This is a genomic window from Nocardioides sp. SR21 (assembly GCF_022761125.1).
Lineage (GTDB): Bacteria > Actinomycetota > Actinomycetes > Propionibacteriales > Nocardioidaceae > Nocardioides.
The window spans coordinates 362,527-387,673 of the sequence record NZ_JAKWJR010000001.1; the positions used below are offsets into that span (position 1 = coordinate 362,527).

A 25,147-nucleotide genomic window follows, 5' to 3' on the forward strand; every position below is an offset into this window, starting at 1 on the left:
ACATGACGGGGAGGGACCGGCTGCGCGAGCTGCTCGACGCGGTGCTCGACGAGGAGCACCGCAGCCTCGACGACATGGCCGAGGGGGCGTACTCCTCGCCGTTCCACTTCGCCCGCCAGCTGTCGGCCGGCGCGGGCGAGCCGCCTGTCGCGATGCGTCGCCGGGTGATGCTCGAGCGCGCGGCCTGGCAGCTGGGGCAGGGGAGCAGCGTCACCGACGCGGCGTTCGAGGCGGGCTACGAGTCCGTCGACGGCTTCGCCCGGGCGTTCTCGCGTGCCTACGGGCACCCGCCGAGTGAGCGCAGCGACGGCGACCACTGGCTGCCCGCGCCCAACGGCATCCACTTCCACCCACCGATGTCCCTGTGGGTGCACACCGGGGAGAACACGATGAGCCAGCCGCTGGACCTGATGGTCCACCACGACCTCGACGACACCCGCTACGTCATCGACCTGGCGAAGCAGCTGTCCGACGACGACTACCGGCGCGAGCTCCGCGCCCGCCTGCGCGGCTGGGAGGGCGAGGAGGCGAGCGTCGCCGCCGCCCTGACCAGCCTGGTGTTCACCAAGGAGGTCTGGCTCGCCGCGATCCTCGGCGAGGACTTCCCGGAGGGCCGGCCCGACGACGTCGCCTCGCTGGTCCGACGACACGACGACGTCGCTCCGCGCTGGCTCGAGATGGTGCGCGACGTCGAGCGTCGCGGGGCCTGGGACGACCGGATCGTCGACGCCCTCTGCGACCCGCCCGAGAGCTTCGTGCTCGGCAGCATCGTCGCCCACGTCCTGACGTACGACGCGCACCGCCGGCTCGGCGTCCGCGCGATGCTCACCGAGCTGGGGGTGGACGCCGACGAGGGCGACCCGATCAACTGGCTGCGACGACAGACGGAGACCACCGCATGAAGACGACGTTCTACACCGCCACCACCCTGGACGGGTTCATCGCCGACGAGCACGACTCGCTCGAGTGGCTGTTCGTCCAGCCGCAGGACGAGGGCGGCGCGATGAACTACGACGACTTCATCAAGGACGTCGGCGCGATGGCGATGGGTGCGACGACGTACCAGTGGCTCGTCGACCACCTCGCGACGTCGGGTGAGAAGTGGATGTACGAGATCCCGTGCTGGGTGTTCACGCACCGCGACCTCGAGCCGATCGGGGAGGGCATCACGTTCACGTCGGCCCCGGTGCCGGAGGTGCACGCCGCGATGACCGAGGCCGCCGGCGGCAAGGACGTCTGGATGGTCGGCGGCGGCGACCTCGCCGCGCAGTTCGCCGAGCACGGCCTGCTCGACGAGCTGGTGCTGTCGATCGCGCCGGTCACGCTCGGTGCCGGCCGGCCGCTGTTCCCGCGACCGTGGAACCTCGAGCTGAAGGAGTTCGACCGCAACGGCGCGTTCCTCTGCGCGCGCTATGCGGTTTCCGGGCCGCGCTGAGCGGGAACCTGACGGTATGCGCCGTCTCGGGATCGTCGTACCGCTCGCCCTGCTCGCCGCCCTCCTCGTCCCGCCCGCCCACGCGGACCCGGGTCCGAAGAAGGTCCCCACGCGCCAGGGGTACGACGGCGCGGTCACCTCGGTCGACCCGTACGCCTCCCGCATCGGGTTGCGCGTGCTGAGGGCCGGCGGGAACGCCGTCGATGCCGCGGTCGCGACCGCCGCCGCCCTCGGCGTCACCGAGCCCTTCAGCGCCGGTATCGGCGGTGGCGGCTACTTCGTGTACTACGACGCCGAGACCGGCAAGGTGCACACGATCGACGGCCGCGAGACCGCGCCGGCCGCGATGCCGCACGACGCGTTCATCGATCCCGAGACCGGGGAGCCCTACAACTTCACGCCCGAGCTGGTGACCAGCGGCGTCTCGGTCGGCGTCCCCGGCACCCTCGCGACCTGGCAGCGCGCGCTCGACCGCTGGGGCACGCTGTCGCTCGGCCAGTCCCTCGAGCGCGCCGAGCGGCTGGCCCGGCAGGGCTTCCGGGTGGACGAGACGTTCCGTGGCCAGGTGGAGCAGAACCTCGTCCGGTTCCGGGCGTTCACGTCGTCGCGCCAGCTCTACGGCCGGCTGCCGAAGGTCGGCTCGCTGTTCCGCAACCCCGACCTCGCCGAGACCTACGACCTGATCGCCGACCACGGGCCGCGTCGGTTCTACGACGGCAGGCTGGCCCGCGAGATGGTGCAGGCGGTCCGCACGCCTCCGACGACGACGAGCACGAAGCTGCCGGTGCCCGAGGGGTTCCTGGCGATGAAGGACCTGCGCGGCTACCGGACCATCGACCGCGCCCCGACCCACGTCGAGTACCGCGGCCTCGACGTCTACGGCATGGCGCCGTCCTCGTCCGGCGGGTCGACCGTCGGCGAGGCCCTCAACATCCTGGAGAACCACGACCTCGCCGCGGCCACCCCCGAGCAGGCGCTGCACCTCTACCTCGAGGCCAGCGCGCTGTCGTTCGCCGACCGCGGTGCGTACGTCGGCGACCCCGCCTTCGTCGACGTGCCGCTCGAGACGCTGCTGAGCGACGAGTACGCCGCGGAGCGCGACGCCCAGATCGACCCGGAGCAGGCACTGCCCAAGCCCGTCGGCGCCGGCGACATCCCCGACACCGAGAACGTGGAGACCACGAACCTCACCGTTGCCGACAAGTGGGGCAACGTCGTCGAGTACACGCTCACCATCGAGCAGACCGGCGGCTCCGGGATCGTGGTGCCGGGCCGCGGATTCCTCCTCAACAACGAGCTCACCGACTTCAGCGCGGAGTACGACGAGGCCGACCCGAACCGGATCGAGCCCGGCAAGCGGCCGCGCTCCTCGATGGCGCCGACGATCGTGCTGCAGGACGGCAAGCCGTTCCTCGCGGTCGGGTCGCCCGGCGGCTCCACGATCATCACCACGGTCCTGCAGGTCCTGCTCAACCGGATCGACCTCGGCATGACGCTGCCCGAGGCGATCCGCGCCCCGCGCGCGACCCAGCGCAACACCGCGGCGGTGCTGGGCGAGAGCCGGTTCGTGGCGCGGTACGGCGACGCGCTGGCGGCGTACGGCCACGACGTGCAGACCTACGAGGACATCTTCACCGGCACCGACGAGATCGGCGCCGCGACCGCGATCGAGTTCGGCCCGGACGGTCTGCTGACCGTGACCGCCGAGCCGCGCCGGCGTGGTGGCGGATCGGCGACCGTCGTGAGGCCTGCTCGCTAGCATCCAGGGCATGAAGGCAGCTGACGTCTACGAGCTTGCGGTCGAGCGCCACCGGCACCGGTGGACCCGTCCGCTGCACGTCATCGGGGCGTTGACCGAGGCGGTGCTGTGGGGCAGGTCGCACCCGCCGTCAGCCGGTGACCTCGTCGTGCGCCGACGGGCAGACAACGTGGTGGTGGTGCGTTTCGCCGACGACCATGTCTCCTACTTCGAGGTGGAGAACCAGCTCTCCACGATGAGCGTGGTGGAGTTCCAGGAGGCCTGGGGGATCCACGCCGGTACCGTTGAGGCGTGACGACCGCACCGGCCTGGACCGAGATCACCACCGTCGACGAGCTGGTCGGCCTGCTCGGCGAGCCCATCCAGCGGGTGCGCGACAAGAACCGGCCGGCGCTGCTGCCGGTCGACCGCGACTGGCTCGCGGCGTCGCCGTTCTGCGTGATGGCCACGTCGTCGGTCGACGGGCGCTGCGACGCCTCGCCGAAGGGCGACCCGGCCGGGCAGCTCGTGCACGTCATCGACGACACGACGATCGCGATCGCGGAGCGGCCGGGCAACAAGCGCGCCGACGGCTACAAGAACATCATCGAGAACCCGTACGTCGGCCTGAACTTCCTCATCCCCGGCCGCGGCGACACCCTGCGCGTCAACGGCCGCGCCCGGCTCGTGGTCGACGCGCCGTTCTTCGACGAGATGGTCGTCAAGGGACACCAGCCGATCCTGGCGGTGGTCGTCGAGATCGAGGAGGTCTTCTTCCACTGCGCCAAGGCGTTCCTGCGCTCCGGGCTCTGGAAGCCGGAGACCTGGGACCCGGACGGCGTCGTCCCACGCCGCGCGGTGATCGCCCACGAGTCCGAGCCGACCGGGCTGACGCTCGAGCAGCTCGACGAGTACTACGAGCCCGAGAACTACGCGAAGGGCATGTATGCCTGAGTACCTGCCAAGGATGTATGAGTTCCTGAAGGGGCACGGCACGGAGAACGACTTCGTGCTGCTGCCCGACCCCGACGGGTCGGTCCACGGTGACCTGTCCGCCCAGGAGATGGCCGAGCGGGTGCGCGCCCTGTGCGACCGGCGCGCCGGCATCGGCGGCGACGGCGTGCTGCGCGTCGTACGACAGGGCGAGGGCTGGTTCATGGACTACCGCAACGCCGACGGCTCGGTCTCGGAGATGTGCGGCAACGGGATCCGGGTGTTCGCGCGCTACCTCGTCGACGAGGGCCTGGCGACCTCCCCGATCCCGGTCGACACCCGCGACGGCATCAAGGTGCTGACGGTCGAGGGCGACCTGATCACCGCTGACATGGGGACGCCGCGGGTGCTCGGCGACTCCAAGGTCGGCGTACCCGGCCACACCTGGTCCGCGCAGCACGTCGACATGGGCAACCCGCACGCGGTCGCGTTCGTCGACTCCCTCGACGACGCCGGCACCCTGCTCGAGGCCCCGGAGCACGACCCGGCGACGTACCCCCACGGCGTCAACGTGGAGTTCGTCGTACGCCGCGGCGAGCGGCACGTCGCCATGCGTGTGCACGAGCGCGGCTCGGGCGAGACCCGATCCTGCGGCACCGGCGCCTGCGCGGTGATGGTCGCCGCGGCCGTGGCCGACGGGGTCCCGAACCCGCCGACCGAGGACGTCGCCTACCGCGTCGACGTACCGGGCGGCACTCTCACCGTGACGTGGACCGCCGACGACCGCGTGCTGCTCACCGGTCCGGCCGTGATCGTGGCGCGGGGGACCGCCTCGCTGTAGGCGCTGCTGCGGGTTTCACCGGTCAGCCGGTGAAACTCGCACGACCATGACAGTCCCACTGTGAGCATGGCTATGCTCCGAACCATGGACATCAACGGAGCCAGTGCCATCGTCACGGGCGCAGCGTCGGGCATCGGTGCCGCCGCCGCCCGCCAGCTCGCCGCCAAGGGTGCGGTCGTCGTGGTCGCCGACCTCCAGGCCGACAAGGGCGAAGCCCTGGCCCAGGAGATCGGGGGCGTGTTCGCCCAGGTCGACGTCACGCAGACCGACCAGATCACCGCGGCGGTCAACGCCGCCGCCGAGATCGCCCCGCTGCGCGCGGTCGTGAACTCCGCCGGCATCGGCTGGGCCCAGCGCACGATCGGCCGCGACGGCCAGATCGAGTCGGCCCACGACCTCGCGGCGTTCAGCCGGGTGATCGCGATCAACCTGATCGGCACCTTCGACGTGGTCCGCCAGGCCGCGAGCGTGATGAGCCGCAACGAGCCCGACGCCGACGGCCAGCGCGGCGCGATCGTGAACCTCGCGAGCGTCGCGGCGTTCGACGGCCAGATCGGCCAGGCGTCGTACTCCGCCTCGAAGGGCGGCGTCGTCGGCATGACCCTCCCGGTCGCCCGCGACCTGTCCGCGTCGGGCATCCGCCTCAACACCGTCGCCCCCGGCCTGATCGACACCCCGATCTACGGCGAGGGCCCGGACTCCGAGGCGTTCAAGGCCAAGCTCGGCGAGAGCGTGCTGTTCCCGAAGCGCCTCGGCGTCCCGGACGAGCTCGCCAGCATGGTGATCGAGTGCATCACCAACAGCTACATGAACGGCGAGGTGGTCCGCGTCGACGGCGGCATCCGGATGCCTCCTAAGTGAGCTGCCCCGACCTGAGCCTGCGAAGGTCGGGAAGCAGCAGCCAGATCGAGTAGCCGCGCGAGCGACGAAGGAGCTCGCGACCGGCGTATCGAGATCTCGGTGGTCTCGATACGCTCGCTGGCGCTCGCTACTCGACCAACGAGGGGCCCGCCGGCGGTAGGTCTCGATACGCTCGCTGGCGCTCGCTACTCGACCAACGAGGAAGCTCGCTGCTCGACCGACGAGGAGCCCGCCGGCGCTGGGTCTCGATACGCTCGCTGGCGCTCGCTACTCGACCGACGAGGAGCCCGCCGGCGCTCGCTACTCGACCGACGAGGAGCCCGCCGGCGGTAGGTCTCGATACGCGCGCTACTCGACCACCGAGAGCTCGCTACTCGACCACCGAGGATCGACCCATCCGGGCCAACAGCTGCGTCTGCCGGTCGGCGCCCTCCGGGACGTCGACCGGCTGCTGGAAGACCCCCTCGTCGTAGGCGTGCTCGCCGAAGCCGACGAACGCCTTCTCCATCGCGTCCATGTCGGCGTCGGTGAACGTCGTCGGCCGGCCGGACGCGGAGCCCAGGTCCCAGCCGTGCACGACCAGGTCGAACCCGTAGAAGTCGTCGAGGGTGGCGCCGATCGTGGTGCGGCCGAAGAAGCCGTCGTACTCCCGCGCGCGCAGGTCGTCGGAGACGAGATCGCGTACGGCGGCCAGGTGGGCGGCCCACACCTCGTCGGGCGATCCGCCGGGACGGGCCCCGAGCTCGACGCCGTGGGTCTCGAGGAACTGGCGCTCGGTGTCGACGACGTGGTCGACGACGTCCGCGGCGCTCCAGCCCTCGCACGGGCTGGTGGCGGTCCAGTCGTCGGTCGCGGAGACGGTGGCGGAGAAGCGGTCGGCTGCGTCGTGGAAGAAGCTCATGGCGCCAGCATCGTCGTGCCGATGTCGGCGGGGCTTGAAAGAATCCGACACATGACCCGGCGGATCGACCCGAAGGAGCGGGCCCACCTGCTCGACGCGAGCGGCTACACGCCGCCGATCCACCGGTTCGCGCCCTCGCCCGACCTGGCGCCGTTGGTACGCCGCTACTGGATGCCGGTCTGGTCGCTGCCTGACGGGCACTCCTCGGTGCAGCGGGTGCTGCAGTACCCCGTCTGCCTGATCGTGGTGTCCCGCGAGTACGCCCTGCTCGTCGGCCCGTCCAGCGGGCTGTCCACCCAGGAGCTCACCGGCTCCGGCTGGGCGCTCGGCACCATGCTCCAGCCGGCAGCGGGCCTCGCGCTGGTCGGCGGCCCGGTCGAGCAGCTCACCGATCAGGCGGTGCCGCTCCCCGACGAGGCACTCACCGCCGCGATCCGCGAGGCGATCGGCGACGACCCCGACGACCCGGACCGCCAGCAGGCCGGCGTCGACGCGGTCGAGCGCGCGCTCGCCGTACACCTCCCGGTCGACGAGGAGGGGCTGCTGGTCAACGCGATCGTCGAGTACGTCGAAGGTGACCCCGAGGTGCGCCGGGTCGGCCAGATCTGCGAGAAGTTCGCGATCACCGAGCGCACCCTCCAGCGGCTGACCGCCCGCCGGATCGGGCTGTCCCCGAAGTGGCTGATCCAGCGCCGCCGCCTGCACGAGGCGGCCGAGCGGCTGCGCGAGAGCGACCACGACCTGGCCCGCATCGCCGCCGACCTCGGCTACGCCGACCAGGCGCACTTCGGCCGCGACTTCCGCGCGGTCACCGGCCTGACGCCGGGGGAGTTCGCCACCGAGCGTTGACCGACACGACACGTCCGCGTCTCGCACCGGTCGGACGGCGTCGACAGCGTCGGGGTCATGGTCCTCCTCGGGAGACGATCCACCCTGCTGGCCGGGGTGGCCATCGGGGCCACGCCGGGCCTGGTCGCCTGGAGCGTCCAGCGCGGTACGCCGGCCCTCGCTCGCAGCCGGGTCGGCCTCACCCCGGGCGTCCGCTCCGGCGAGGTGACCACGAGCTCCGCGGTGCTCTGGGGCCGCGCGACGTCGGCCGGACGGCTCACCGTCCGCCTCGCCAGCGCCGGCCGCGTGGTCCGTGAGGCCGAGGGTGCATGGGCCGACGAGCGCACCGACTACACCGCGCGGATGATGCTCGACGGGCTCGCGCCCGGCCGCCGCTACGACGCGGACCTGCAGTTCACCTCGCCCGACGGCGCCACCGGCCAGGTCGAGCGGGTCAGCTTCACGACCGCGCCGATCCACGCCGCCGCGCAGTCGTTCGTCTGGTCGGGCGACACCTGCGGGCAGGGTTGGGGCATCAACCCCGACGTCGGTGGGCTGACGACGTACCGCGCGATGCTCGCCACGCAGCCCGACTTCTTCGTCCATTGCGGCGACACGATCTACGCCGACTGCGAGATCCGCGCGACGCAGGTCGAGGAGGACACCGGCGCCACCTGGCGCAACGTCGTCGAGCACGGCGTCGACAAGGTCGCCGAGACGCTGGACGAGTTCCGTGGCCGGCACCGCTACCCGCTGCTCGACGAGCACGTGCGTGCGCTGTACGCCGAGGTCCCGACGGTCAGCCAGTGGGACGACCACGAGACCTGCAACAACTGGTACCCCGGCGAGCGGCTGGACGACGACCGGTACTCCGAGCGCAGCTGCGACGTGCTCGCCGCGCGCGGGCGCCGCGCCTGGCAGGAGTACCAACCCGTGCCGGTACGACGGCTGATCACCAGCACCAGCGAGGGATTCGCGCCGCAGCGGATCTACCGCAAGGTCCCGCGCGGCCAGCACCTCGACCTGTTCTGCCTCGACATGCGGTCGTACCGCGGACCCAACCCGACCTCCGCCGAGGCCGGGCAGCCGGGCGTCCTCGGCCCCGAGCAGGAGCGCTGGCTCGTCGAGCAGGTCACCGCGTCGCGCGCGACGTGGAAGGTGATCTCCGCCGACCTGCCGCTGTCCGCGCCGTCCAACCACGAGGACGACCTCGACAGCGTCCCCAACTACGACGACGGCCCGCCGACCGGCCGCGAACCCGAGCTCGCCCGCGTGCTGGCGGCGTTCCAGAGGAACGGCGTGCGCAACGTCGTGTGGCTGACCGCGGACGTCCACTACACCGCGGCGCACCACTACAGCCCGGAACGCGCGGCGTTCACGGCCTTCGACCCGTTCTGGGAGTTCGTCTCCGGGCCGGTCGCCTCCGGGACGTTCGCGGTCAAGGACGACCTGCTCGACCGGAGCTTCGGACCCGAGGTCCACTACTCCAAGGGCAACGAGACCCAGGCGTGGAGCCAGTCGCCGCGGGCGGGCAACCAGTTCTTCGGGCACGTCGCGATCGCCGCCGACGGAGTCCTCACCGTGACGCTGTACGACGGCAACGGCGCCGCGCTCTGGGCTAGGTCCCTGGAACCCAGTCGGTGAGGTCGACCACGAGGTCCGCTCGGCGTCGCGCCTCCTCGATGCGGGCGGCGTTGGCCGCGTCGACCCGCTGCACCCAGGTCCGGGCCTGAGCGGGGTTCTTGCCGAACTCGACGTGCCGCGCGATCAGCCGCTCGACGCGCACCGCGTCGTCGACGACCAGGTGCCACACCACGTCGATCTGGGCCCGCACCGCGCTCCATCGCGGCTGGTTGAGCAGCAGGTAGTTGCCCTCGGTGACGACGGTCCCGTGCGCCGGCACCGGGATGGCGCCGGCCAGCGGCTGCTCGAGGGCGCGGTCGAACATGGGCGCGACGACGTTCCACTCGCCCGCCCTGACCCGCTGCAGCAGGGCGGCGTACCCCTCCGCGTCGAAGGTGTCCGGCGACCCCTTCGAGTGGAGCAGCCGGCGGCGGATGAGCTCGACGTCCGCGTAGTGGAACCCGTCCATCGGGACCACCGGCAGCCCGAGCGCCGCGGCGAGCGTGCTCTTCCCGACCCCAGGCGACCCGGTGATGCCGAGCAGCCGGATGTCGGCGGGGACGGGAGGGATCACGCGGACACGGTACGGGTACCTCGCCCGCATGAGGGTGGCCATCACGGGAGCCAGCGGCAACGTCGGATCGGCGCTCGTGCGCGCCCTGCGGGCGTCGGGTCACGACGTCGTCGGGGTCGTACGCCGGCCACCGCCGAGCGGCACGCCCGGCTGGACCGGTGTCGCGTGGGTGACCGCCGACCTCGCCACCGACTGCCACGCGCGGCTGGTCGACGCGTTCCGCGGCGCGGACGCCGTCGTGCACCTGGTGTGGGGCTTCCAGCCCACGCACGACGTCGAGTACCTGCGCGAGGTCGGGGTGGGCGGGACCCGCCGGGTGCTGGCCGCCGCCGCTGCTGCGGACGTGCCGCACGTCGTCCACCAGTCCTCGCTGGGCGCCTACGCCCCGCGCCGCGACCTGCGCGCGGTCGACGAGTCCTGGCCGACGACCGGGATCGCCGGGTCGCCGTACAGCCGGCACAAGGCGGAGGGCGAGCGCCTGGTCGAGGAGTGGGCGCGCCGGCACCCCGACGTCGTCGTCTCCGTGACCCGGCCCGGGATCGTCGCGCAGCGCTCGGCGGGGAGCGGTCAGCTGCGGTACTTCCTGCCGACGGTGGTGCCGCCGGCCGTGCTCCGGGTGCTGCCCCTGCTGCCGCTCGACAACGACGTCGTGATCCCGGTGGTGCACGCCGATGACCTCGCGGCGGCGATCACCGCGATCATCGAGAAGCGGGCTGGCGGTCCGTTCAACATCGCCGTCGAGGCGCTCGGCGCCGACGCGATCGCCGAGGTGCTCGGCGCCCGCCGTGTCCCGGTGCCGCCCGCGCTGGTGCGGGCCGCCGCCGCGGTCAGCTGGCACCTGCACCTCCAGCCGGTCGACGCCGGCTGGGTCGACATGGCCCACCAGGCACCGGTGCTCGACTCGACGCGCGCCCGCACCGAGCTCGAGTGGCGCCCGGCGTATGACGGCACCGCGGCACTCGCCGAGGCGGTCGCCGGCATGGTCGAGACCGGCCACGACGCGACGGCCGTCCTGCGCCGGCGCACGATCGTCGACGGTCTCGCCCGCGCGGTCCGGGAGGGCCCGGTGGCCAGGCGGCGGCGGCCGTGACGTTAAAGGTTCGCGCCGGTCAGGGGGGCGACCGTACTCTGGTACGCGTATGAGTAACGCACCTGACTTCAATCTCGACGACGAGCTCGAGGAGACCGAGGACTGGGAGTCCGACGACTTCGAGTCCGGCTACGCGGACGAGCCCGACCCCGAGGACCTCACCACCGGTGAGATGGACCTGGCCGAGCGGCACCAGCTGCGCCGGGTCGCCAGCCTGCGCACCGAGCTCGAGGACATCACCGAGGTCGAGTACCGCCAGCTCCGCCTGGAGCGCGTGGTGCTCGTCGGCGTCTGGACCGAGGGCACGGTCGAGGACGCCGAGAACTCCATGGCCGAGCTCGCGCTGCTCGCCGAGACCGCGGGCTCCGAGGTCCTCGACGCGATCTACCAGCGCCGGCAGTCGCCCGACCCGGCGACCTACATCGGCCGCGGCAAGGTCGAGGGCCTCGCGGAGATCGTGAAGGCCAGCGGCGCCGACACCGTGATCTGCGACGGCGAGCTCGCGCCCAGCCAGCTGAGGAACCTCGAGGACCGCACCAAGGTCAAGGTCGTCGACCGGACCGCGCTGATCCTCGACATCTTCGCCCAGCACGCGAAGTCCAAGGAGGGCCAGGCACAGGTCGAGCTGGCGCAGCTCAGCTACATGAAGCAGCGGCTCCGTGGGTGGGGTGGCAACCTCTCCCGCCAGGTCGGTGGCCGCGTCGCCGGCGGTGCCGGTATCGGTGGCCGTGGTCCCGGTGAGACCAAGATCGAGACCGACCGGCGCCGGATCAACACCAAGATCGCCAAGCTCCGCCGCGAGCTGAAGGAGATGAAGGGGACCCGCGACACCAAGCGCCAGGAGCGCCGTCGCAACCACATCCCCAGCGTCTCGATCGCCGGCTACACCAACGCCGGCAAGTCCTCGCTGCTGAACCGGCTCACCGACGCCGGCGTACTCGTCGAGGATGCGCTGTTCGCGACGCTCGACCCGACGACGCGTCGGACGACGACCGCCGACGGCCGCGTCTACACGATGAGCGACACCGTCGGGTTCGTGCGGCACCTGCCGCACCAGCTGGTCGAGGCGTTCCGCTCGACGCTGGAGGAGGTCGCCGACTCCGACCTGATCCTGCACGTGGTCGACGGCTCGCACCCCGACCCCGAGGGTCAGATCGCCGCCGTGCGTGAGGTGTTCTCCGAGATCGGCGCGGTCGACGTGCCCGAGCTCGTGATCATCAACAAGGCCGACGCCGCCGACCCGATGGTGATCGCCCGGCTCCGCCAGCGCGAGCCCCACTCGGTGGTCGTGTCGGCGAAGACCGGCGACGGCATCGCCGAGGCGCTCCGGGTGATCGAGGGCGAGCTGCCCCGGCCGGGTGTCGAGTTCAAGGCGCTGGTGCCCTACGAGCGCGGCGACCTGATCAACCGGCTGCACCAGCACGGCGAGATCGAGTTGATGGAGCACACCGGCGAGGGCACGGTCGTCATCGGCCGCGCCAACGAGGACCTCGCCGGCGAGCTCGAGGCGTACGCCGTCTAGTAGCCGCCCAGCCGCTTGAGGTCGGCGAGCACCTCGTCGAGCCGGTACATCAGCGTCAGGTGCCCCTCGTCCTCGAACAGGTGCGTCTCCACCCCGGGGATGCGCTCGGCGAGCCAGACGCCGTGGGTGTACGGCACGAACGCATCCTCGCGGCCGTGCCAGAGCGCGACCGGCACCCGGATGCCCGCCAGCTCGAAGCCCCACGGCTGCATCGCCGCCAGCCCGTCGTCGCGGATGCCGACCGCGCCCTGGGTGGCCGCGTGGTTGAAGGAGTGGCTCATCCATCTCGCGAAGTCCGCGGTCAGCACGGCGGCGTCGACCGGGGTGACCAGCCCCCCGAACGCCTCCTCCAGCTCGTCAGCGGACGTGCTCAGCATCGGCAGCACGTGCTCGACCAGGTAGGCGTCGTAGGCCTCCGGTCCGGCCTGGGCGGCGCCGTACTCCTCGTGGTTCTCCTCGGCCATCCCGTCGTACCAGTCCAGCCCGTCGGCATCGAACGGCGCGACTCCCGAGATCGTCGTGGCGGCGCGGCACCGCGCGGGGAGCAGTGCAGCGCAGCCCAGTGCGCGAGGTCCACCCCCGGACCAGCCGAGGGTCAGGAAGTCGTCGATCCCCAGGTGGTCGAGCACCGCGACCGCGTCCGCGACGTCGTCGGCGAAGGCGCCGGGGGCCGGGCGTGGGGTCGACCTGCCGTACCCGGGGCGGGAGTAGGTGACCACGCGCAACCCGTGGGCTCGGGCCGCGTCGTCGAGCATCGGGAACTCCGCGACGGCCGAGGGTGTGCCCCCGTGGAACAGGACGACGGGGCCGTCGAGCGCGCCCTCGACCAGGACCTCGATGGTGCGTCGCTCAGGGCCGGGGACGAGCTGCCGAGTCATGAGCGCAGTGTGTCAGGCGGCCCCGATTTGTTGCGCGTCCCGTGTGGGTTCCCAAGATTGCCTGCGGGATCGGTCCGTGGCTCGCATCATGGTCGCGTGGTCCATCGGGGGGTCGCGAGCCTGGGCTCGCACTGGTCGGTACGTCGTCGCACGGTCGTGCTCGGCGCGCTGTTGGCATTCCTGTTCGCCTCGCTCCTCGTCGTGCACGTCGCGAGCCGTGCCGGCGCCGATGTCGACCGCTGCGAGCGGTTCACCGCTGACTCCCGTGCCCGCGCCGCGATCGCCACCGGGACCGGTCAGCGCGTCGTCGTGATCGGCGACTCCTGGTCGGCCGGACTCGGTCTCGACCGCCCCGCCGACTCCTGGCCCGCGCGCCTCGACGGCCGCGTGCACGTCGCCGGGTTCTCCGGCTCCGGGTTCAGCGCCGAGGCGGGATCCTGCCGGCGGGTGTCGTTCGCCGTACGTGCTCCGGGTGCCGTGCGCGCCGGCGCCGACCTGGTGGTCGTCGAGGGCGGGCTCAACGACTTCGACGAGCCCGACGCCGCCATCCGCGTCGGCTTCGCCGACCTGATGCGCGCGCTCGACGGCCGGCGCGTGGTCGTCGTCGGTCCCGCGGCCGCACCGGTCCGCGCCGACCGGGTGCCGCGGGTCGACGAGCTGCTCGCCGGGCTGTCGGAGCGGTACGGCGTGCCGTACGTCCGCACCTCCGGGCTCGACCTGCCCTACCTCGACGACCGGCTGCACCTGACTCCCGAGGGTCATGTGGAGTTCGGCGACTTCGTCGCTCAGCAGATCCGGGACTTGCCCGCACTCTAGGATTCGGCCGTGCGTCATTCCCTCGCCGGCCGTGCCGAGAGCGCCATGCAGGCGCGACTGCTGGCCCAGCTGCGTGACGAGGGCGCGCTCTCGAAGGCCCAGCTCGCCGACCGGCTCGAGGTGTCGCGTACGACGGTCGCGGCCGAGGTCGCCCGGCTGGTCGAGCTCGGGCTGGCCCAGGAGGTCGGCCCCGCCGCGTCGCGCGGAGGGCGCCGCTCGACCCTGGTCGACCTGGCCGAGGACATCCGCTTCGTCGGCATCTCGATCGGCGCCACCGGCATCTCCGTCGGCGTGACCGACGGCCGGCTGTCGGTGCTGAACACGCGGCACAGCGACTGCGACATCAAGCAGGGGCCCGAGGTCGTGCTGGCCGTGGCGCTCGAGCTGGTCCGCGAGGTGCTGGACGAGGTCGGCGTCGACCAGCCGATGGGAGCCGGTGTCGGCGTACCCGGCCCGGTCGACTTCCACCGCGGCGTCTCGGTGTCGCCGCCGATCATGCCCGGCTGGGACGGCTACCCGGTGCGCGACGCGGTCTCGCGCGAGCTCGGCTGCCCGGTCGTGCTCGACAACGACGTGAACGTGCTGGCGGTGGGGGAGCAGCACGCCGGCGTCGCCAAGGGTGCCCGCGACTTCCTGTTCGTGAAGATCGGGACCGGCATCGGCTGCGGCATCGTCATCGACGGCGAGCTCTACCGCGGCGTCGACGGCTGCGCGGGCGACATCGGCCACATCCGCGTCGAGGACTTCGGGCCGACCTGTGCGTGCGGCAACACCGGCTGCCTCGAGGCGTTCTCCGGTGGCGCCGCCCTCGCTCGTGACGCCACCGCCGCCGCCCGCGCCGGGCGATCGCCGGCACTGGCGGCGCTGCTCGAGGAGAAGGGTGAGCTGACCGCCGCCGACGTCGGGTACGCCGTGTCGCAGGGCGACGCGCAGGCCGTCCAGCTGATCCGCGAGAGCGGCCGCCACATCGGCCAGGTGCTCGCCGGCCTGGTGTCGTTCTTCAACCCCGGCCTGATCGTCATCGGCGGCCGGGTCACCGGCCTGGGCCACGCCCTGCTCGCCGAGGTCCGGGGCGTGACGTATCGCCGCTCGCTCCCGCTGGCCACCGGCAGCCTGCCGATCGTGCTCAGCGAGCTCGGTGACGAGGGTGGCGTCGTCGGCGCCGCCCGGCTGATCAGCGAGTCGGTCTACGCGCCGTAGCGGTGCCGCGGCCTCGTGTCGGAATCCCCGGTCGACCGGGGAAACTCGCACCTGACGGCCGTTGCAACCCCCTACAAGCGACAGAATCCCCGGTCGACCGGGGATTCCGACGCGCTGCCACCGGCCTCAAACACGCCAAGAACGGCCGAACTTTGTCCAGTCACTTTTAAAAGTTTCACGCTCAGTTTGATTTCAATGCGGCGAAACGCTTGATCTTGGGTGATCAAGGCGCCTACTTTGTGCGGCATCCCAACAAATGGGTGACGGCAGTCACAAGGTGAGCGGAGGTGCGGCGATGAGCGTGAACCTCGGCCTCGTCCTCCGCCGGCTCCGCGACCAGGGCCCGCGCTCGCGCGCCCGGCTCGCCGCCGAGCTCGGCCTCACCCGATCCGCGGTCTCCGCCCTCGTCGGCGAGCTCGAGGAGCGCGGCCTGGTCCGCGCCGCCGGGGTCGAGCGGGGCCACGTCGGCCGTCCCGGCACCAGCGTCGAGCTGGACGGTCACGCCGTCTGCGGCATCGGCGCCGAGATCAACGTCAACCACGTCTCGACGCTCGCGCTCGACCTGAGCGGGAACGTCGTCGCCGAGCACCGGCTCGCGGTCGACGCCACCAAGCTCGCCGTCGAGGAGATCCTCGACCGGCTCGCCGAGCTGATCACCCGCACCGACGCCGACGTCCGCGCCACCGGCGCCGAGACCGTCGGCGTCGCGGTGGGCGTCGCCGGCCTCCTCGACCGCACCCGCGACATGCTCACGGTCGGCCCGAACCTCGGCTGGCGCGACGTCCCGGTCGGCGCGATGCTCCGCGGCCGGCTCGGCGCGGCGTACCCCGTCCAGGTCGACAACGAGGGCAACCTCGCGGCGATGGCCGAGGCGACGCCCGGCGACCCCGCGCGCCAGGACGTGCTGGTGATCTTCGGCGAGGTCGGCGTCGGTGGCGGGATCGTCGCCGACGGCCGGCTGCTCCGCGGTCGCCAGGGGTACGCCGGGGAGTTCGGCCACATGATCGTGCAGCCGGGCGGACGCCGCTGCGGCTGTGGCCGCGTCGGCTGCTGGGAGACCGTGGTCGGTCTGCGGGCGCTGCTCGACGCCGCCGCGGACCCCGACGACCCGGTGCGCGACCCCGCGCTCGGCCTCGACGACCGGCTCGCCGAGATCAACCGGCGCGCGGACCTCGGCGACACCCGCACCCTCGCCGCGCTCGACCAGGTCGGGGGCTGGGTCGGCATCGGCGCCGGCATCCTCGCGAACGCCATCAACCCCGGCGCGGTCGTGCTCAGCGGCTACTTCGCCGAGGTCGGCGAGCGGATGCGCCCGGCGATCGAGGAGCAGCTGACCGCCGGGGTCCTCGCGCCCCAGGGCGGCGGCACCCGCGTCGAGCTCTCGACCCTCGGCTTCACCGCCGCCGTCCGTGGCGGCGCCCAGCTCGCGCTCGAGGCCGTCTTCGACGACCCGACCATCATCACCACCCCGCACGTCTCGGAGGGAGTCCGATGACCCAGCCCCTGCTCCAGATGAGCGGCATCGTGAAGGAGTTCCCCGGTGTCCGGGCGCTCGACGGCGTGGACCTCGACGTCCGCGCCGGCGAGGTGCACTGCCTCCTCGGGCAGAACGGAGCCGGCAAGTCCACCCTGATCAAGGTGCTCTCGGGCTTCCACCAGCCCGACGAGGGCACGATCACGTGGAACGGCGAGGTCTCGTCGTTCTCCACGCCCGCGAAGGCCATCGAGCACGGCGTCGCCACCATCTACCAGGAGCTCGACCTGGTCCCGCACCTCGACGTGACCGAGAACGTCTTCCTCGGCCACGAGGTCTCGCGGGCCGGGTTCAGCCAGCGCACGCAGGCCCGCCGGCAGGTGCGCGACCTGCTGGCCCGGCTCGGCCACTCCGAGATCTCGCCGACCCGGATCGTCGGCGAGCTGTCGCCCGCGAAGCAGCAGATCGTCAGCATGGCCCGCGCCCTCTCGCGCCAGACCCGGCTGCTCATCCTCGACGAGCCGTCCGCGGTGCTCGACCAGGAGGAGGTCGACAACCTGTTCCGGGTGATCCGCGACCTCACCGAGGACGGCGTCGCGGTGGTCTACATCTCCCACCGGCTCGAGGAGATTCGTGAGATCGGCGACCGGATCACCGTCCTCAAGGACGGTCGAACGGTCGCCACGGGCCTCGCGGTCGCCGACACCCCGACGGCCGAGCTGATCAAGCTGATGACCGGCCGCTCCATCGAGTACGTCTTCCCGCCGCGACCCGAGGAGGACCGCGGCCGCGGTGACGTCGTCCTCGACGTGCAGGACCTCGCCCTCGCCGGGGTCTTCTCCGGCGTGAACCTCAGCGTGCACGCCGGCGAGATCATCGGCCTGGCCGGGCTGGTCGGCGCCGGGCGCTCCGAGATCGTCGAGACCGTGTACGGCGCCCGCCGGGCGTCGGCGGGGACCGTGACCGTCGACGGGAAGAAGCTGCGCCGCGGCTCGGTCCAGCAGGCGGTGCGGGCCGGGATGGGCCTGGCGCCCGAGGAGCGCAAGAGCCAGGGCCTGCTGCTCGACGAGGCGGTCTTCAAGAACATCACCGTCTCCTCGATGCGGCGCTTCGCCCGCCTCGGCTTCCTCAATCGTGGCGAGGAGCGCCGGCAGGCGACCGAGCTCACCGAGAGCCTCGACGTCCGCCCCACCGGTGTCACCCGTGCCGTGCGCACGCTGTCGGGCGGCAACCAGCAGAAGATCGTGCTCGCCCGGTGGCTGATGCGCGACTGCCGGGTGCTGATCCTCGACGAGCCGACCCGCGGCGTCGACGTCGGCGCCCGCTCCGAGATCTACCAGCTCATCCGGTCGCTCGCCGACCGCGGCGTCGCCGTCGTGGTCGTGTCGAGCGAGATCGAGGAGGTGCTCGGCCTGGCGGACCGGGTCCTCGTCGTCCGTGAGGGCGCCGTCGTCCACGAGTCCGCCGCCACCGCGATCGACGAGGCAGCGGTCCTCGACCTCGTCATGGAAGGAAAGGTTCCGGCATGAGCCAGGACAGTGCCCGGGTCGAGCAGGCAGCGCTCGACGCCGATCGCGAGAGGAACTCGGCGCTCGCCGTGCTGAGCACCAGCGTCGGCCGCAACGCAGGACTCGTCATCGCGCTGCTGATCATCTGCATCGTCGGTGCGTTCACCGCGGGCGACCGCTTCAGCTCGACCGACAACGCGCTGACGATCCTGAGGCTCGCCGCCACCATCGGCGTCGTCAGCATCGGCATGACGTTCGTGATCATCGGCGGTGGCATCGACCTCTCCGTCGGCGCGATCGTCGCGCTCTCGTCGGTCTGGTGCACCACCCTCTCCACCCGGATGATGGCCGAGGACACCCACTGGATCGCCATGGTGGGCGTCGCGCTGCTCGTCGGGGCCGGGTGCGGGTTGGTCAACGGTCTGCTGATCGCCTACGGCAACATCGTCCCGTTCATCGCGACGCTCGCGATGCTGGCGAGCGCCCGCGGCCTCGCGGAGATCATCAGCGACAAGAAGACCCAGACCCTCACGGCCGGCGGCGTCGACGTCGGCGGGTTCAAGGACTTCTTCACCCGCGACATCCTCGGCGTCGACGTGCAGATCTGGCTGTTCGCCCTGGTCGCCCTCGCGGGCTGGATCCTGCTCAACCGCACGACCTTCGGACGCCGTACGGTCGCGGTCGGCGGCAACCTCGAGGCCGCGCGGCTGGCCGGCATCAACGTGAAGCGCCACACCGTCTACCTCTACGTGCTGATCGGCGTCTGCTGCGGCATCGCGGCCCTGATGCTGGTCGCCAAGACCACGACGGGCAGCTCGACCCACGGCAACCTCTACGAGCTCGACGCGATCGCGGCGGTCGTCATCGGCGGCACGCTGCTCACGGGCGGCCGCGGCACGATCGTCGGCACCGTGCTCGGCGTCCTCATCTTCTCGACGCTGACCAACATCTTCATCCTCAACAACCGCTCCTTCTCCGAGCAGTCGCTCTTCAAGGGAGCCATCATCGTCGCCGCCGTGCTCCTGCAGCAGAGGTTGGCGTCTCGGAACAGCAGTACCTAGCACCACCACCACACCTTCGCACCACACCTCCGCACCACATCAAGGAGCAGCACCATGTCCCTGCGGTCCACCACCATCACCTCGAGGAAGCGGCTCGCGACCGTGCTGGTCGCCGGCATCGCGACCATCTCTCTCGCCGCCTGCACCAGCAACGACTCCGGCGGCGACGACGAAGCGGACACCAGCGGCGGCACGTCCAACGCCGCAGCGGGGTCGAACGACGAGACCGGCGACACGGTCGTGATCGGTTTCTCCGCCCCTGCTGCCGACCACGGCTGGATGGGCTCGATCACCGAGTCCGCCGAGAACGTCGCCGGCGAGTTCGACGACGTCGACCTGCGCGTCGCCGAGGGCACCAACGACCCCGCCGTGCAGATCAGCCAGATCGAGACGTTCATCAACGACGGGGTCGACGCCATCGTGCTGCTGCCCTTCGACGGCGCCGCGCTGACGCCGATCGCGCTCGAGGCGATGTCCAAGGGCATCCCGGTGATCAACGTCGACCGTGAGTTCGACGACCCGAACGCCGCGCGCGTCACCGTTCTCGGTGACAACTACGGCATGGGCGTCTCGGCAGGTGCCTACGTCTGCGAGCAGGCCGATGGCAACGAGGACGCGATCGTCGCCGAGATCGCCGGCATCGACTCGCTGCCGCTGACCCAGGACCGCAGCCAGGGCTTCAAGGACGCGCTCGCCGAGTGCGGTCTTGACGTCGACGCCCGGGTGGCTGCCGAGTTCACCGTCGAGAGCGGCTCGGACGTCACCGAGCAGCTGCTCCAGGCCGAGCCCAAGATCGACTTCCTCTGGAACCACGACGACGACCAGGGTGTCGGCGTGCTCGCCGCGATCGAGAACGCCGGCCGCGACGAGTTCACGATGATCGGTGGCGCCGGCTCGAAGAACGCCATGGAGCTCATCCAGTCCGGTGACAGCGTGCTCAAGGCGACGGTCATCTACCCGTCGACCCAGGCCGCCGACGGCATCAAGCTCGCCCGCCTGCTGGTCCAGGGCAAGTCGATGTCCGACCTGGTTGAGGTCGAGGTCCCGCGCACCGTCCAGCTGTACGCCCCGGTCGTGACCGCGGACAACGTCGACCAGTACATCGACACCGCGTTCGAGTCCTGACCGACGGCCCACCCAGGCGTGCCCGCCCCCCATCCGTCCAAGGGGCGGGCACGCCCACCATCCGGGAGCACAGCGATGACCGACTCACTCCGCGTCGCCATGATCGGCCACGCGTTCATGGGCAACGCCCACTCGCACGCCTGGCGCACCGCGCCCCACTTCTTCGATCTCCCGCTGCGGCCCGAGATGACGGTCGTGGTCGGCCGTGACGCCGGCCGGGCCGCTGAGGCCGCGGGCCGTCTCGGCTGGGCCGAGAGCGCCTCCGACTGGCACTCGGTCGTCACCCGCGACGACATCGACCTCGTCGACATCTGCACCCCCGGCGACACCCACGCCGAGATCGCGATCGCCGCGCTCGCCGCCGGCAAGCACGTGCTCTGCGAGAAGCCGCTGGCCAACACGGTCGCCGAGGCCGAGCAGATGACGCACGCGGCGGCCGACGCCCGTAGCCGCGGCGTCCTCACCATGGTCGGCTTCACCTACCGCCGCGTGCCCGCGATCGGCCTGGCCCGCCAGCTGGTCGCCGACGGCCGGATCGGCGACATCCGCCACGTCCGCGCGCAGTACCTCCAGGACTGGATCGCCGACCCCGACGCGCCGCTGTCCTGGCGCCTCGACAAGGAGAAGGCCGGCTCCGGCGCGCTCGGCGACATCGGCGCGCACGTCATCGACCTCACCCAGTTCATCACCGGCGACCGGATCGTCGAGGTCAGCGGCCGGCTCGAGACGTTCGTCAAGGAGCGGCCGTACGCCGCCGCCTCGACCGCGGGCAGCCTCGGCGGCGGCGGTACGTCGACCGAGCGTGGCCCGGTCACCGTCGACGACGCCGCGTCGTTCCTGGCGACGTTCGCCGGCGGCGCCATGGGCGTCTTCGAGGCCACCCGCTTCGCCACCGGACGGAAGAACTCGATCCGCATCGAGATCAACGGCTCCAAGGGCAGCCTGGCGTTCGACTTCGAGGACATGAACGTCCTGGAGTTCTTCGACGCCTCGAACCCCGCCGAGGAGGCCGGCTTCCGCCGGATCATCGCGACCGAGCCCGGTCACCCGTACGTCGGCGCCTGGTGGCCGGCCGGCCACGGCCTCGGCTACGAGCACGGCTTCACCCATCAGGTCGTCGACCTCGTGAACGCGGTCGCGACCGGCACCGACCCGTCCCCGACGTTCGCCGACGGTCTCCAGGTCCAGCAGGTGCTGGCCGCCGTCGAGACGAGCTCCGACACCCGAACCTGGCAGGAGATCGCCCAGTAATGAGCGCAGCGAGCTTCACCCCCCGTCCCGAGGACAAGTTCAGCTTCGGTCTCTGGACCGTCGGCTGGCAGGGCACCGACGTGTTCGGCCCGGCCTCGCGCGACCTGCTCGACCCCGTGGAGGCGACGTACAAGCTCGCCGAGCTGGGCGCGGCCGCGGTGACGTTCCACGACGACGACCTGCTGCCCGACGACGCGACCCGCGACGCGACGCTCGACCGGTTCAAGAAGGCGCTCGCCGACACCGGTCTGGTCGTGGAGATGGTCACCACGAACACGTTCTCGGACCCGGTGTTCAAGGAGGGCGCGATCACGGCCAACAACCGTGAGGTGCGCCGCTACGCGCTGGCCAAGGTGCTGCGCAACATCGACCTCGCCGCCGAGCTCGGCGCGAAGACGTTCGTGATGTGGGGCGGCCGCGAGGGCGCCGAGCACGGCGCCAGCAAGAACGTGCCGGCCGCGATGGACCGGTTCCGCGACGCGCTCAACCTCGCCTGCGGCTACGTGCGCGACAAGGGCTACGACATGCGCTTCGCGCTCGAGCCCAAGCCGAACGAGCCGCGCGGCGACATCCTGCTCCCGACGATCGGCCACGCGATCGCGCTGATCTCCGAGCTCGACCACCCGGAGATGGTCGGCCTCAACCCCGAGGTCGGGCACGAGGAGATGGCGGGGCTCAACTTCGCGCACGGCATCAGCCAGGCGCTGTGGCACGACAAGCTGTTCCACATCGACCTCAACGGCCAGCACGGCCCGCGCTTCGACCAGGACCTGCGGTTCGGCGCGGGCAACCTGCGCGGCGCGTTCTGGACCGTCGACGCCATGCTCGGCGCCGGCACGTCGAAGCGGTACGACGGCTATGTGCACTTCGACTACAAGCCGCCGCGTGCCGAGGCGATGGACGGCGTCTGGGAGTCGGCGCGCGCGTGCATGCGCAACTACCTGATCCTGCGCGACAAGGTGCAGGCGTTCCGGGCCGACCCCGAGGTGCAGTCCGCGCTCGAGGCGGCCGGCGTACCGGAGCTCGAGCAGCCGACCGTGGCGCCGGGGGAGTCGCTCGACGACGTGCGCAACGCGTCGTACGACCTGCCTGCGCTGCGCGCTCGGAGCGTCGCCATGGAAGCCCTCGACCAGCTCGCGATGGAACACCTCCTCGGTGTCCGCTGACCGTCAGTAGAGAGGAACTGAACATGCCACGACCGATCACGCTGTTCACCGGCCAGTGGGCCGACCTGCCGTTCGAGGAGGTCGCGAAGCTCGCGTCGGGGTGGGGGTACGACGGGCTCGAGATCGCCTGCTGGGGTGACCACCTCGACCCGTGGCAGGCCGACGACGACGCCTACGTGCAGGGCAAGCTCGACCTGCTGGAGAAGTACGGGCTGAAGGTCTACGCGATCTCCAACCACCTCAAGGGCCAGGCGGTGTGTGACGACCCGATCGACGCGCGCCACGAGGCGATCCTGTCCGCGAAGGTCTGGGGCGACGGCGACCCCGAGGGCGTCCGGCAGCGGGCGGCCGAGGAGATGAAGATGACGGCCCGACTGGCGCAGCGGCTGGGGGTCAAGACCGTCGTCGGATTCACGGGCTCGGCGATCTGGAAGTACGTCGCGATGTTCCCGCCGGCCACCGAGGAGATGGTGGCCGCCGGCTACCGCGACTTCGCGGACCGGTGGAACCCGATCCTCGACGTGTTCGACGAGTGCGGGGTGCGGTTCGCGCACGAGGTGCACCCCTCCGAGATCGCCTACGACTACTGGACGACGGTCGCGACGATGGAGGCGATCGGGCACCGCGAGGCGTTCGGCCTGAACTGGGATCCGTCGCACTTCGTCTGGCAGGACCTCGACCCGGTCGGGTTCCTGTGGGACTTCAAGGACCGGATCTACCACGTCGACTGCAAGGACGCGAAGAAGCAGGTCGGCAACGGCCGCAACGGCCGGATGGGCTCGCACCTGCCGTGGGCCGACCCGCGCCGCGGCTGGGACTTCGTGTCCACCGGTCACGGCGACGTCCCCTGGGAGCAGTGCTTCCGGATGCTCAACACGATCGGGTACGACGGCCCGATCTCGGTCGAGTGGGAGGACGCCGGTATGGACCGCCTGGTCGGCGCCCCCGAGGCACTGGAGTTCGTGCGCCGGTTGGCGTTCGACGCCCCTGAGGCTGCCTTCGACGCGGCGTTCGCGACGAAGGAGTAACCACCAGCAACACCGCACCAACACATGTCCATCTCGGGAAAGGAACCACCACATGTGTTTCGGCTTCGACGGTGAGCGCGCGCTGCGCGACTCGCTGAACCAGAAGGGCGCCAGCCGCCGCAACCTGCTCCGAGGCGCGGCGGCCGGCGCCGCCGGTGTCGCGGCGATCAGCACCGGGCTCGCCGTACCCGCCGTCGCCCATGGTGGCCACGGTGGCCACGGCGGCAAGGGCAAGCGGTCGGTGCCGCACCACGAGATCAGCATCCAGCTCTACACACTCCGCTCGGCCATGCAGGACCGCGCCGGCTACGACCTGGTGCTGGATCGCCTGGCGCAGTACGGCTACGAGCGGGTCGAGCTCGCCGGGTACGGCGACCGCACCGCCGCCGAGCTCGCCGCCCGGCTGAAGGAGGTCGGCCTCCGCTCGACCTCGAGCCACGAGGGCATCAGCGCCTCGACGGCCGCCATGCACACCAAGTTCCAGAACGCGGTGACGCTCGGCCAGAAGTACGTCGTGGTGCCGTACCTCAGGGAGCCGAACACCCCGGACCAGTGGAAGGCCTGGGCGGACCAGATGAACGCCGAGGCGGCGGTCGCGCGCAAGTACGGCCTGCGCTACGGCTACCACAACCACGCCCACGAGTTCGTGCCGTTCGCCGGCTCCACGACGACGCCGTGGGAGATCCTCACCGACCGGCTCGACCGCCGGCTGGTGCACCTCGAGGTCGACCTGTTCTGGGCGTACACCGGTGGCGTGGAGACCGGCGCCGAGGACCCGCTCGCCTTCGCGATCGACGTCGTCAAGGACGCTCCGCAGCAGGTCCGGCAGTACCACGTGAAGGACCGTGACGAGAGCGGCCCGGAGGGCAACAAGTTCGCCGACCTGGGCACCGGCGTCATCGACTTCGCGAAGATCTTCCGTGCCCACGGCGTCGAGGAGTACATCGTCGAGAACGACCAGCCCGACGTCACCCCCCTGACCACCGCGGCCGTCGGCCACCTCTACCTCGACCACCTGAGGTACTGACGGCCGCGGTGATCTCCACCGTTGGTCGAGCTTGTCGAGACCCCCGCGCCTGAGGCACATGCTCGGGTGCGGGGGTCTCGACGTCGCTCGCTGGCGCTCGCTGCTCGACCACCGTCTCCGTCGTTGGTCGAGCTTGTCGCGACCGCCGTTTCGGTCGTTGGTCGAGCTTGTCGAGCCCCCCGTTTCCGTCGTTGGTCGAGCTTGTCGAGACCCCCGTTTCGGTCGTTGGTCGAGCTTGTCGAGACCCCCGCGCCTGAGGCACACGCT

General features: G+C 71.4%; 24 protein-coding genes. 21 read left to right on the forward strand and 3 right to left on the reverse strand.

The window, feature by feature from the left end; all coding sequences use genetic code 11:
* Positions 1 to 2 precede the first annotated feature (2 nt).
* The 7 genes from MJ604_RS01860 (at position 3) to MJ604_RS01890 (ending at position 5,808) form a co-directional block, all read left to right on the forward strand.
* On the forward strand, positions 3 to 902 hold the full coding sequence (locus tag MJ604_RS01860; protein WP_243056571.1) for a helix-turn-helix domain-containing protein: 900 nt from the start codon (positions 3 to 5) through the stop codon (positions 900 to 902).
* Positions 899 to 1,435: a dihydrofolate reductase family protein gene (locus tag MJ604_RS01865; RefSeq protein ID WP_243056572.1), complete on the forward strand. Its 537-nt coding sequence runs from the start codon at positions 899 to 901 to the stop codon at positions 1,433 to 1,435. The genes MJ604_RS01860 and MJ604_RS01865 overlap by 4 nt, the downstream gene beginning before the upstream one ends.
* 16 nt (positions 1,436 to 1,451) lie before the next feature.
* Complete coding sequence (gene ggt, locus MJ604_RS01870) at positions 1,452 to 3,194, forward strand: gamma-glutamyltransferase (RefSeq protein WP_243056573.1); 1,743 nt, start codon at positions 1,452 to 1,454, stop codon at positions 3,192 to 3,194.
* A gap of 10 nt (positions 3,195 to 3,204) precedes the next feature.
* Complete coding sequence (locus MJ604_RS01875; protein ID WP_243056574.1) at positions 3,205 to 3,489, forward strand: hypothetical protein; 285 nt, start codon at positions 3,205 to 3,207, stop codon at positions 3,487 to 3,489.
* Positions 3,486 to 4,127: a pyridoxamine 5'-phosphate oxidase family protein gene (locus MJ604_RS01880; protein WP_243056575.1), complete on the forward strand. Its 642-nt coding sequence runs from the start codon at positions 3,486 to 3,488 to the stop codon at positions 4,125 to 4,127. The genes MJ604_RS01875 and MJ604_RS01880 overlap by 4 nt, the downstream gene beginning before the upstream one ends.
* 13 nt (positions 4,128 to 4,140) lie before the next feature.
* Positions 4,141 to 4,947 (forward strand): diaminopimelate epimerase, encoded by an 807-nt coding sequence (gene dapF / locus MJ604_RS01885; RefSeq protein WP_243056576.1) that lies wholly within the window; start codon positions 4,141 to 4,143, stop codon positions 4,945 to 4,947.
* Positions 4,948 to 5,031: 84 nt separating this feature from the next.
* Positions 5,032 to 5,808 (forward strand): SDR family NAD(P)-dependent oxidoreductase, encoded by a 777-nt coding sequence (locus tag MJ604_RS01890; protein ID WP_243056577.1) that lies wholly within the window; start codon positions 5,032 to 5,034, stop codon positions 5,806 to 5,808.
* Positions 5,809 to 6,178: 370 nt separating this feature from the next.
* Here MJ604_RS01890 and MJ604_RS01895 read toward each other — a convergent pair whose 3' ends face one another.
* The gene (locus MJ604_RS01895; protein WP_243056578.1) at positions 6,179 to 6,709 is read right to left on the reverse strand and encodes a maleylpyruvate isomerase family mycothiol-dependent enzyme; all 531 of its coding nucleotides are present in this window, start codon (positions 6,707 to 6,709) and stop codon (positions 6,179 to 6,181) included.
* A 51-nt stretch (positions 6,710 to 6,760) separates the two neighbouring features.
* Between MJ604_RS01895 and MJ604_RS01900 the strand changes: the two genes are divergently transcribed.
* Together MJ604_RS01900 and MJ604_RS01905 are read left to right on the forward strand one after the other, a co-directional pair.
* Entirely contained in the window at positions 6,761 to 7,558 is a 798-nt protein-coding gene (locus MJ604_RS01900) for a helix-turn-helix transcriptional regulator (RefSeq protein ID WP_243056579.1), read from the forward strand.
* Between the two features lie 57 nt (positions 7,559 to 7,615).
* Positions 7,616 to 9,181 (forward strand): alkaline phosphatase, encoded by a 1,566-nt coding sequence (locus tag MJ604_RS01905; protein ID WP_243056580.1) that lies wholly within the window; start codon positions 7,616 to 7,618, stop codon positions 9,179 to 9,181.
* Here MJ604_RS01905 and MJ604_RS01910 read toward each other — a convergent pair.
* A complete protein-coding gene (locus tag MJ604_RS01910; protein ID WP_243056581.1) occupies positions 9,156 to 9,734 on the reverse strand; it encodes a nucleoside/nucleotide kinase family protein in 579 nt (192 codons plus the stop codon). The genes MJ604_RS01905 and MJ604_RS01910 overlap by 26 nt on opposite strands.
* A gap of 28 nt (positions 9,735 to 9,762) precedes the next feature.
* Between MJ604_RS01910 and MJ604_RS01915 the strand changes: the two genes are divergently transcribed.
* Together MJ604_RS01915 and hflX are read left to right on the forward strand one after the other, a co-directional pair.
* On the forward strand, positions 9,763 to 10,824 hold the full coding sequence (locus MJ604_RS01915) for an NAD-dependent epimerase/dehydratase family protein (protein ID WP_243056582.1): 1,062 nt from the start codon (positions 9,763 to 9,765) through the stop codon (positions 10,822 to 10,824).
* 49 nt (positions 10,825 to 10,873) lie between these two features.
* On the forward strand, positions 10,874 to 12,346 hold the full coding sequence (gene hflX / locus MJ604_RS01920; protein WP_243056583.1) for a GTPase HflX: 1,473 nt from the start codon (positions 10,874 to 10,876) through the stop codon (positions 12,344 to 12,346).
* On the opposite strand, the gene MJ604_RS01925 is transcribed toward hflX, so the two are convergent.
* Positions 12,343 to 13,224 carry an alpha/beta fold hydrolase gene (locus MJ604_RS01925; RefSeq protein WP_243056584.1) on the reverse strand — a complete coding sequence of 294 codons (882 nt, stop codon included), beginning with the start codon at positions 13,222 to 13,224 and terminating at the stop codon, positions 12,343 to 12,345. The genes hflX and MJ604_RS01925 overlap by 4 nt on opposite strands.
* 96 nt (positions 13,225 to 13,320) lie before the next feature.
* On the opposite strand from MJ604_RS01925, the gene MJ604_RS01930 reads away from it, so the two are divergent.
* The 10 genes from MJ604_RS01930 to MJ604_RS01975 all read left to right on the forward strand — a co-directional run bounded on the left by MJ604_RS01930 (position 13,321) and on the right by MJ604_RS01975 (position 24,880).
* Positions 13,321 to 14,040: an SGNH/GDSL hydrolase family protein gene (locus MJ604_RS01930; RefSeq protein ID WP_243056585.1), complete on the forward strand. Its 720-nt coding sequence runs from the start codon at positions 13,321 to 13,323 to the stop codon at positions 14,038 to 14,040.
* A 9-nt stretch (positions 14,041 to 14,049) separates the two neighbouring features.
* Positions 14,050 to 15,240, forward strand: coding sequence for an ROK family transcriptional regulator (locus MJ604_RS01935; RefSeq protein ID WP_243056586.1), 1,191 nt, complete (start codon positions 14,050 to 14,052; stop codon positions 15,238 to 15,240).
* A 295-nt stretch (positions 15,241 to 15,535) separates the two neighbouring features.
* Positions 15,536 to 16,735, forward strand: coding sequence for an ROK family transcriptional regulator (locus MJ604_RS01940; RefSeq protein ID WP_243056587.1), 1,200 nt, complete (start codon positions 15,536 to 15,538; stop codon positions 16,733 to 16,735).
* Positions 16,732 to 18,243 carry a sugar ABC transporter ATP-binding protein gene (locus MJ604_RS01945; RefSeq protein ID WP_243056588.1) on the forward strand — a complete coding sequence of 504 codons (1,512 nt, stop codon included), beginning with the start codon at positions 16,732 to 16,734 and terminating at the stop codon, positions 18,241 to 18,243. Before MJ604_RS01940 ends, MJ604_RS01945 begins: the two co-directional genes overlap by 4 nt.
* On the forward strand, positions 18,240 to 19,283 hold the full coding sequence (locus MJ604_RS01950; RefSeq protein WP_243056589.1) for an ABC transporter permease: 1,044 nt from the start codon (positions 18,240 to 18,242) through the stop codon (positions 19,281 to 19,283). The genes MJ604_RS01945 and MJ604_RS01950 overlap by 4 nt, the downstream gene beginning before the upstream one ends.
* 54 nt (positions 19,284 to 19,337) lie before the next feature.
* Positions 19,338 to 20,408: a substrate-binding domain-containing protein gene (locus MJ604_RS01955; protein WP_243056590.1), complete on the forward strand. Its 1,071-nt coding sequence runs from the start codon at positions 19,338 to 19,340 to the stop codon at positions 20,406 to 20,408.
* A gap of 75 nt (positions 20,409 to 20,483) precedes the next feature.
* The gene (locus MJ604_RS01960) at positions 20,484 to 21,659 is read left to right on the forward strand and encodes a Gfo/Idh/MocA family protein (RefSeq protein WP_243056591.1); all 1,176 of its coding nucleotides are present in this window, start codon (positions 20,484 to 20,486) and stop codon (positions 21,657 to 21,659) included.
* A complete protein-coding gene (xylA, locus tag MJ604_RS01965; protein WP_243056592.1) occupies positions 21,659 to 22,825 on the forward strand; it encodes a xylose isomerase in 1,167 nt (388 codons plus the stop codon). Before MJ604_RS01960 ends, xylA begins: the two co-directional genes overlap by 1 nt.
* 23 nt (positions 22,826 to 22,848) lie before the next feature.
* On the forward strand, positions 22,849 to 23,853 hold the full coding sequence (locus tag MJ604_RS01970; protein ID WP_243056593.1) for a sugar phosphate isomerase/epimerase: 1,005 nt from the start codon (positions 22,849 to 22,851) through the stop codon (positions 23,851 to 23,853).
* 52 nt (positions 23,854 to 23,905) lie between these two features.
* On the forward strand, positions 23,906 to 24,880 hold the full coding sequence (locus tag MJ604_RS01975; RefSeq protein WP_243056594.1) for a sugar phosphate isomerase/epimerase: 975 nt from the start codon (positions 23,906 to 23,908) through the stop codon (positions 24,878 to 24,880).
* Positions 24,881 to 25,147: the final 267 nt, after the last annotated feature.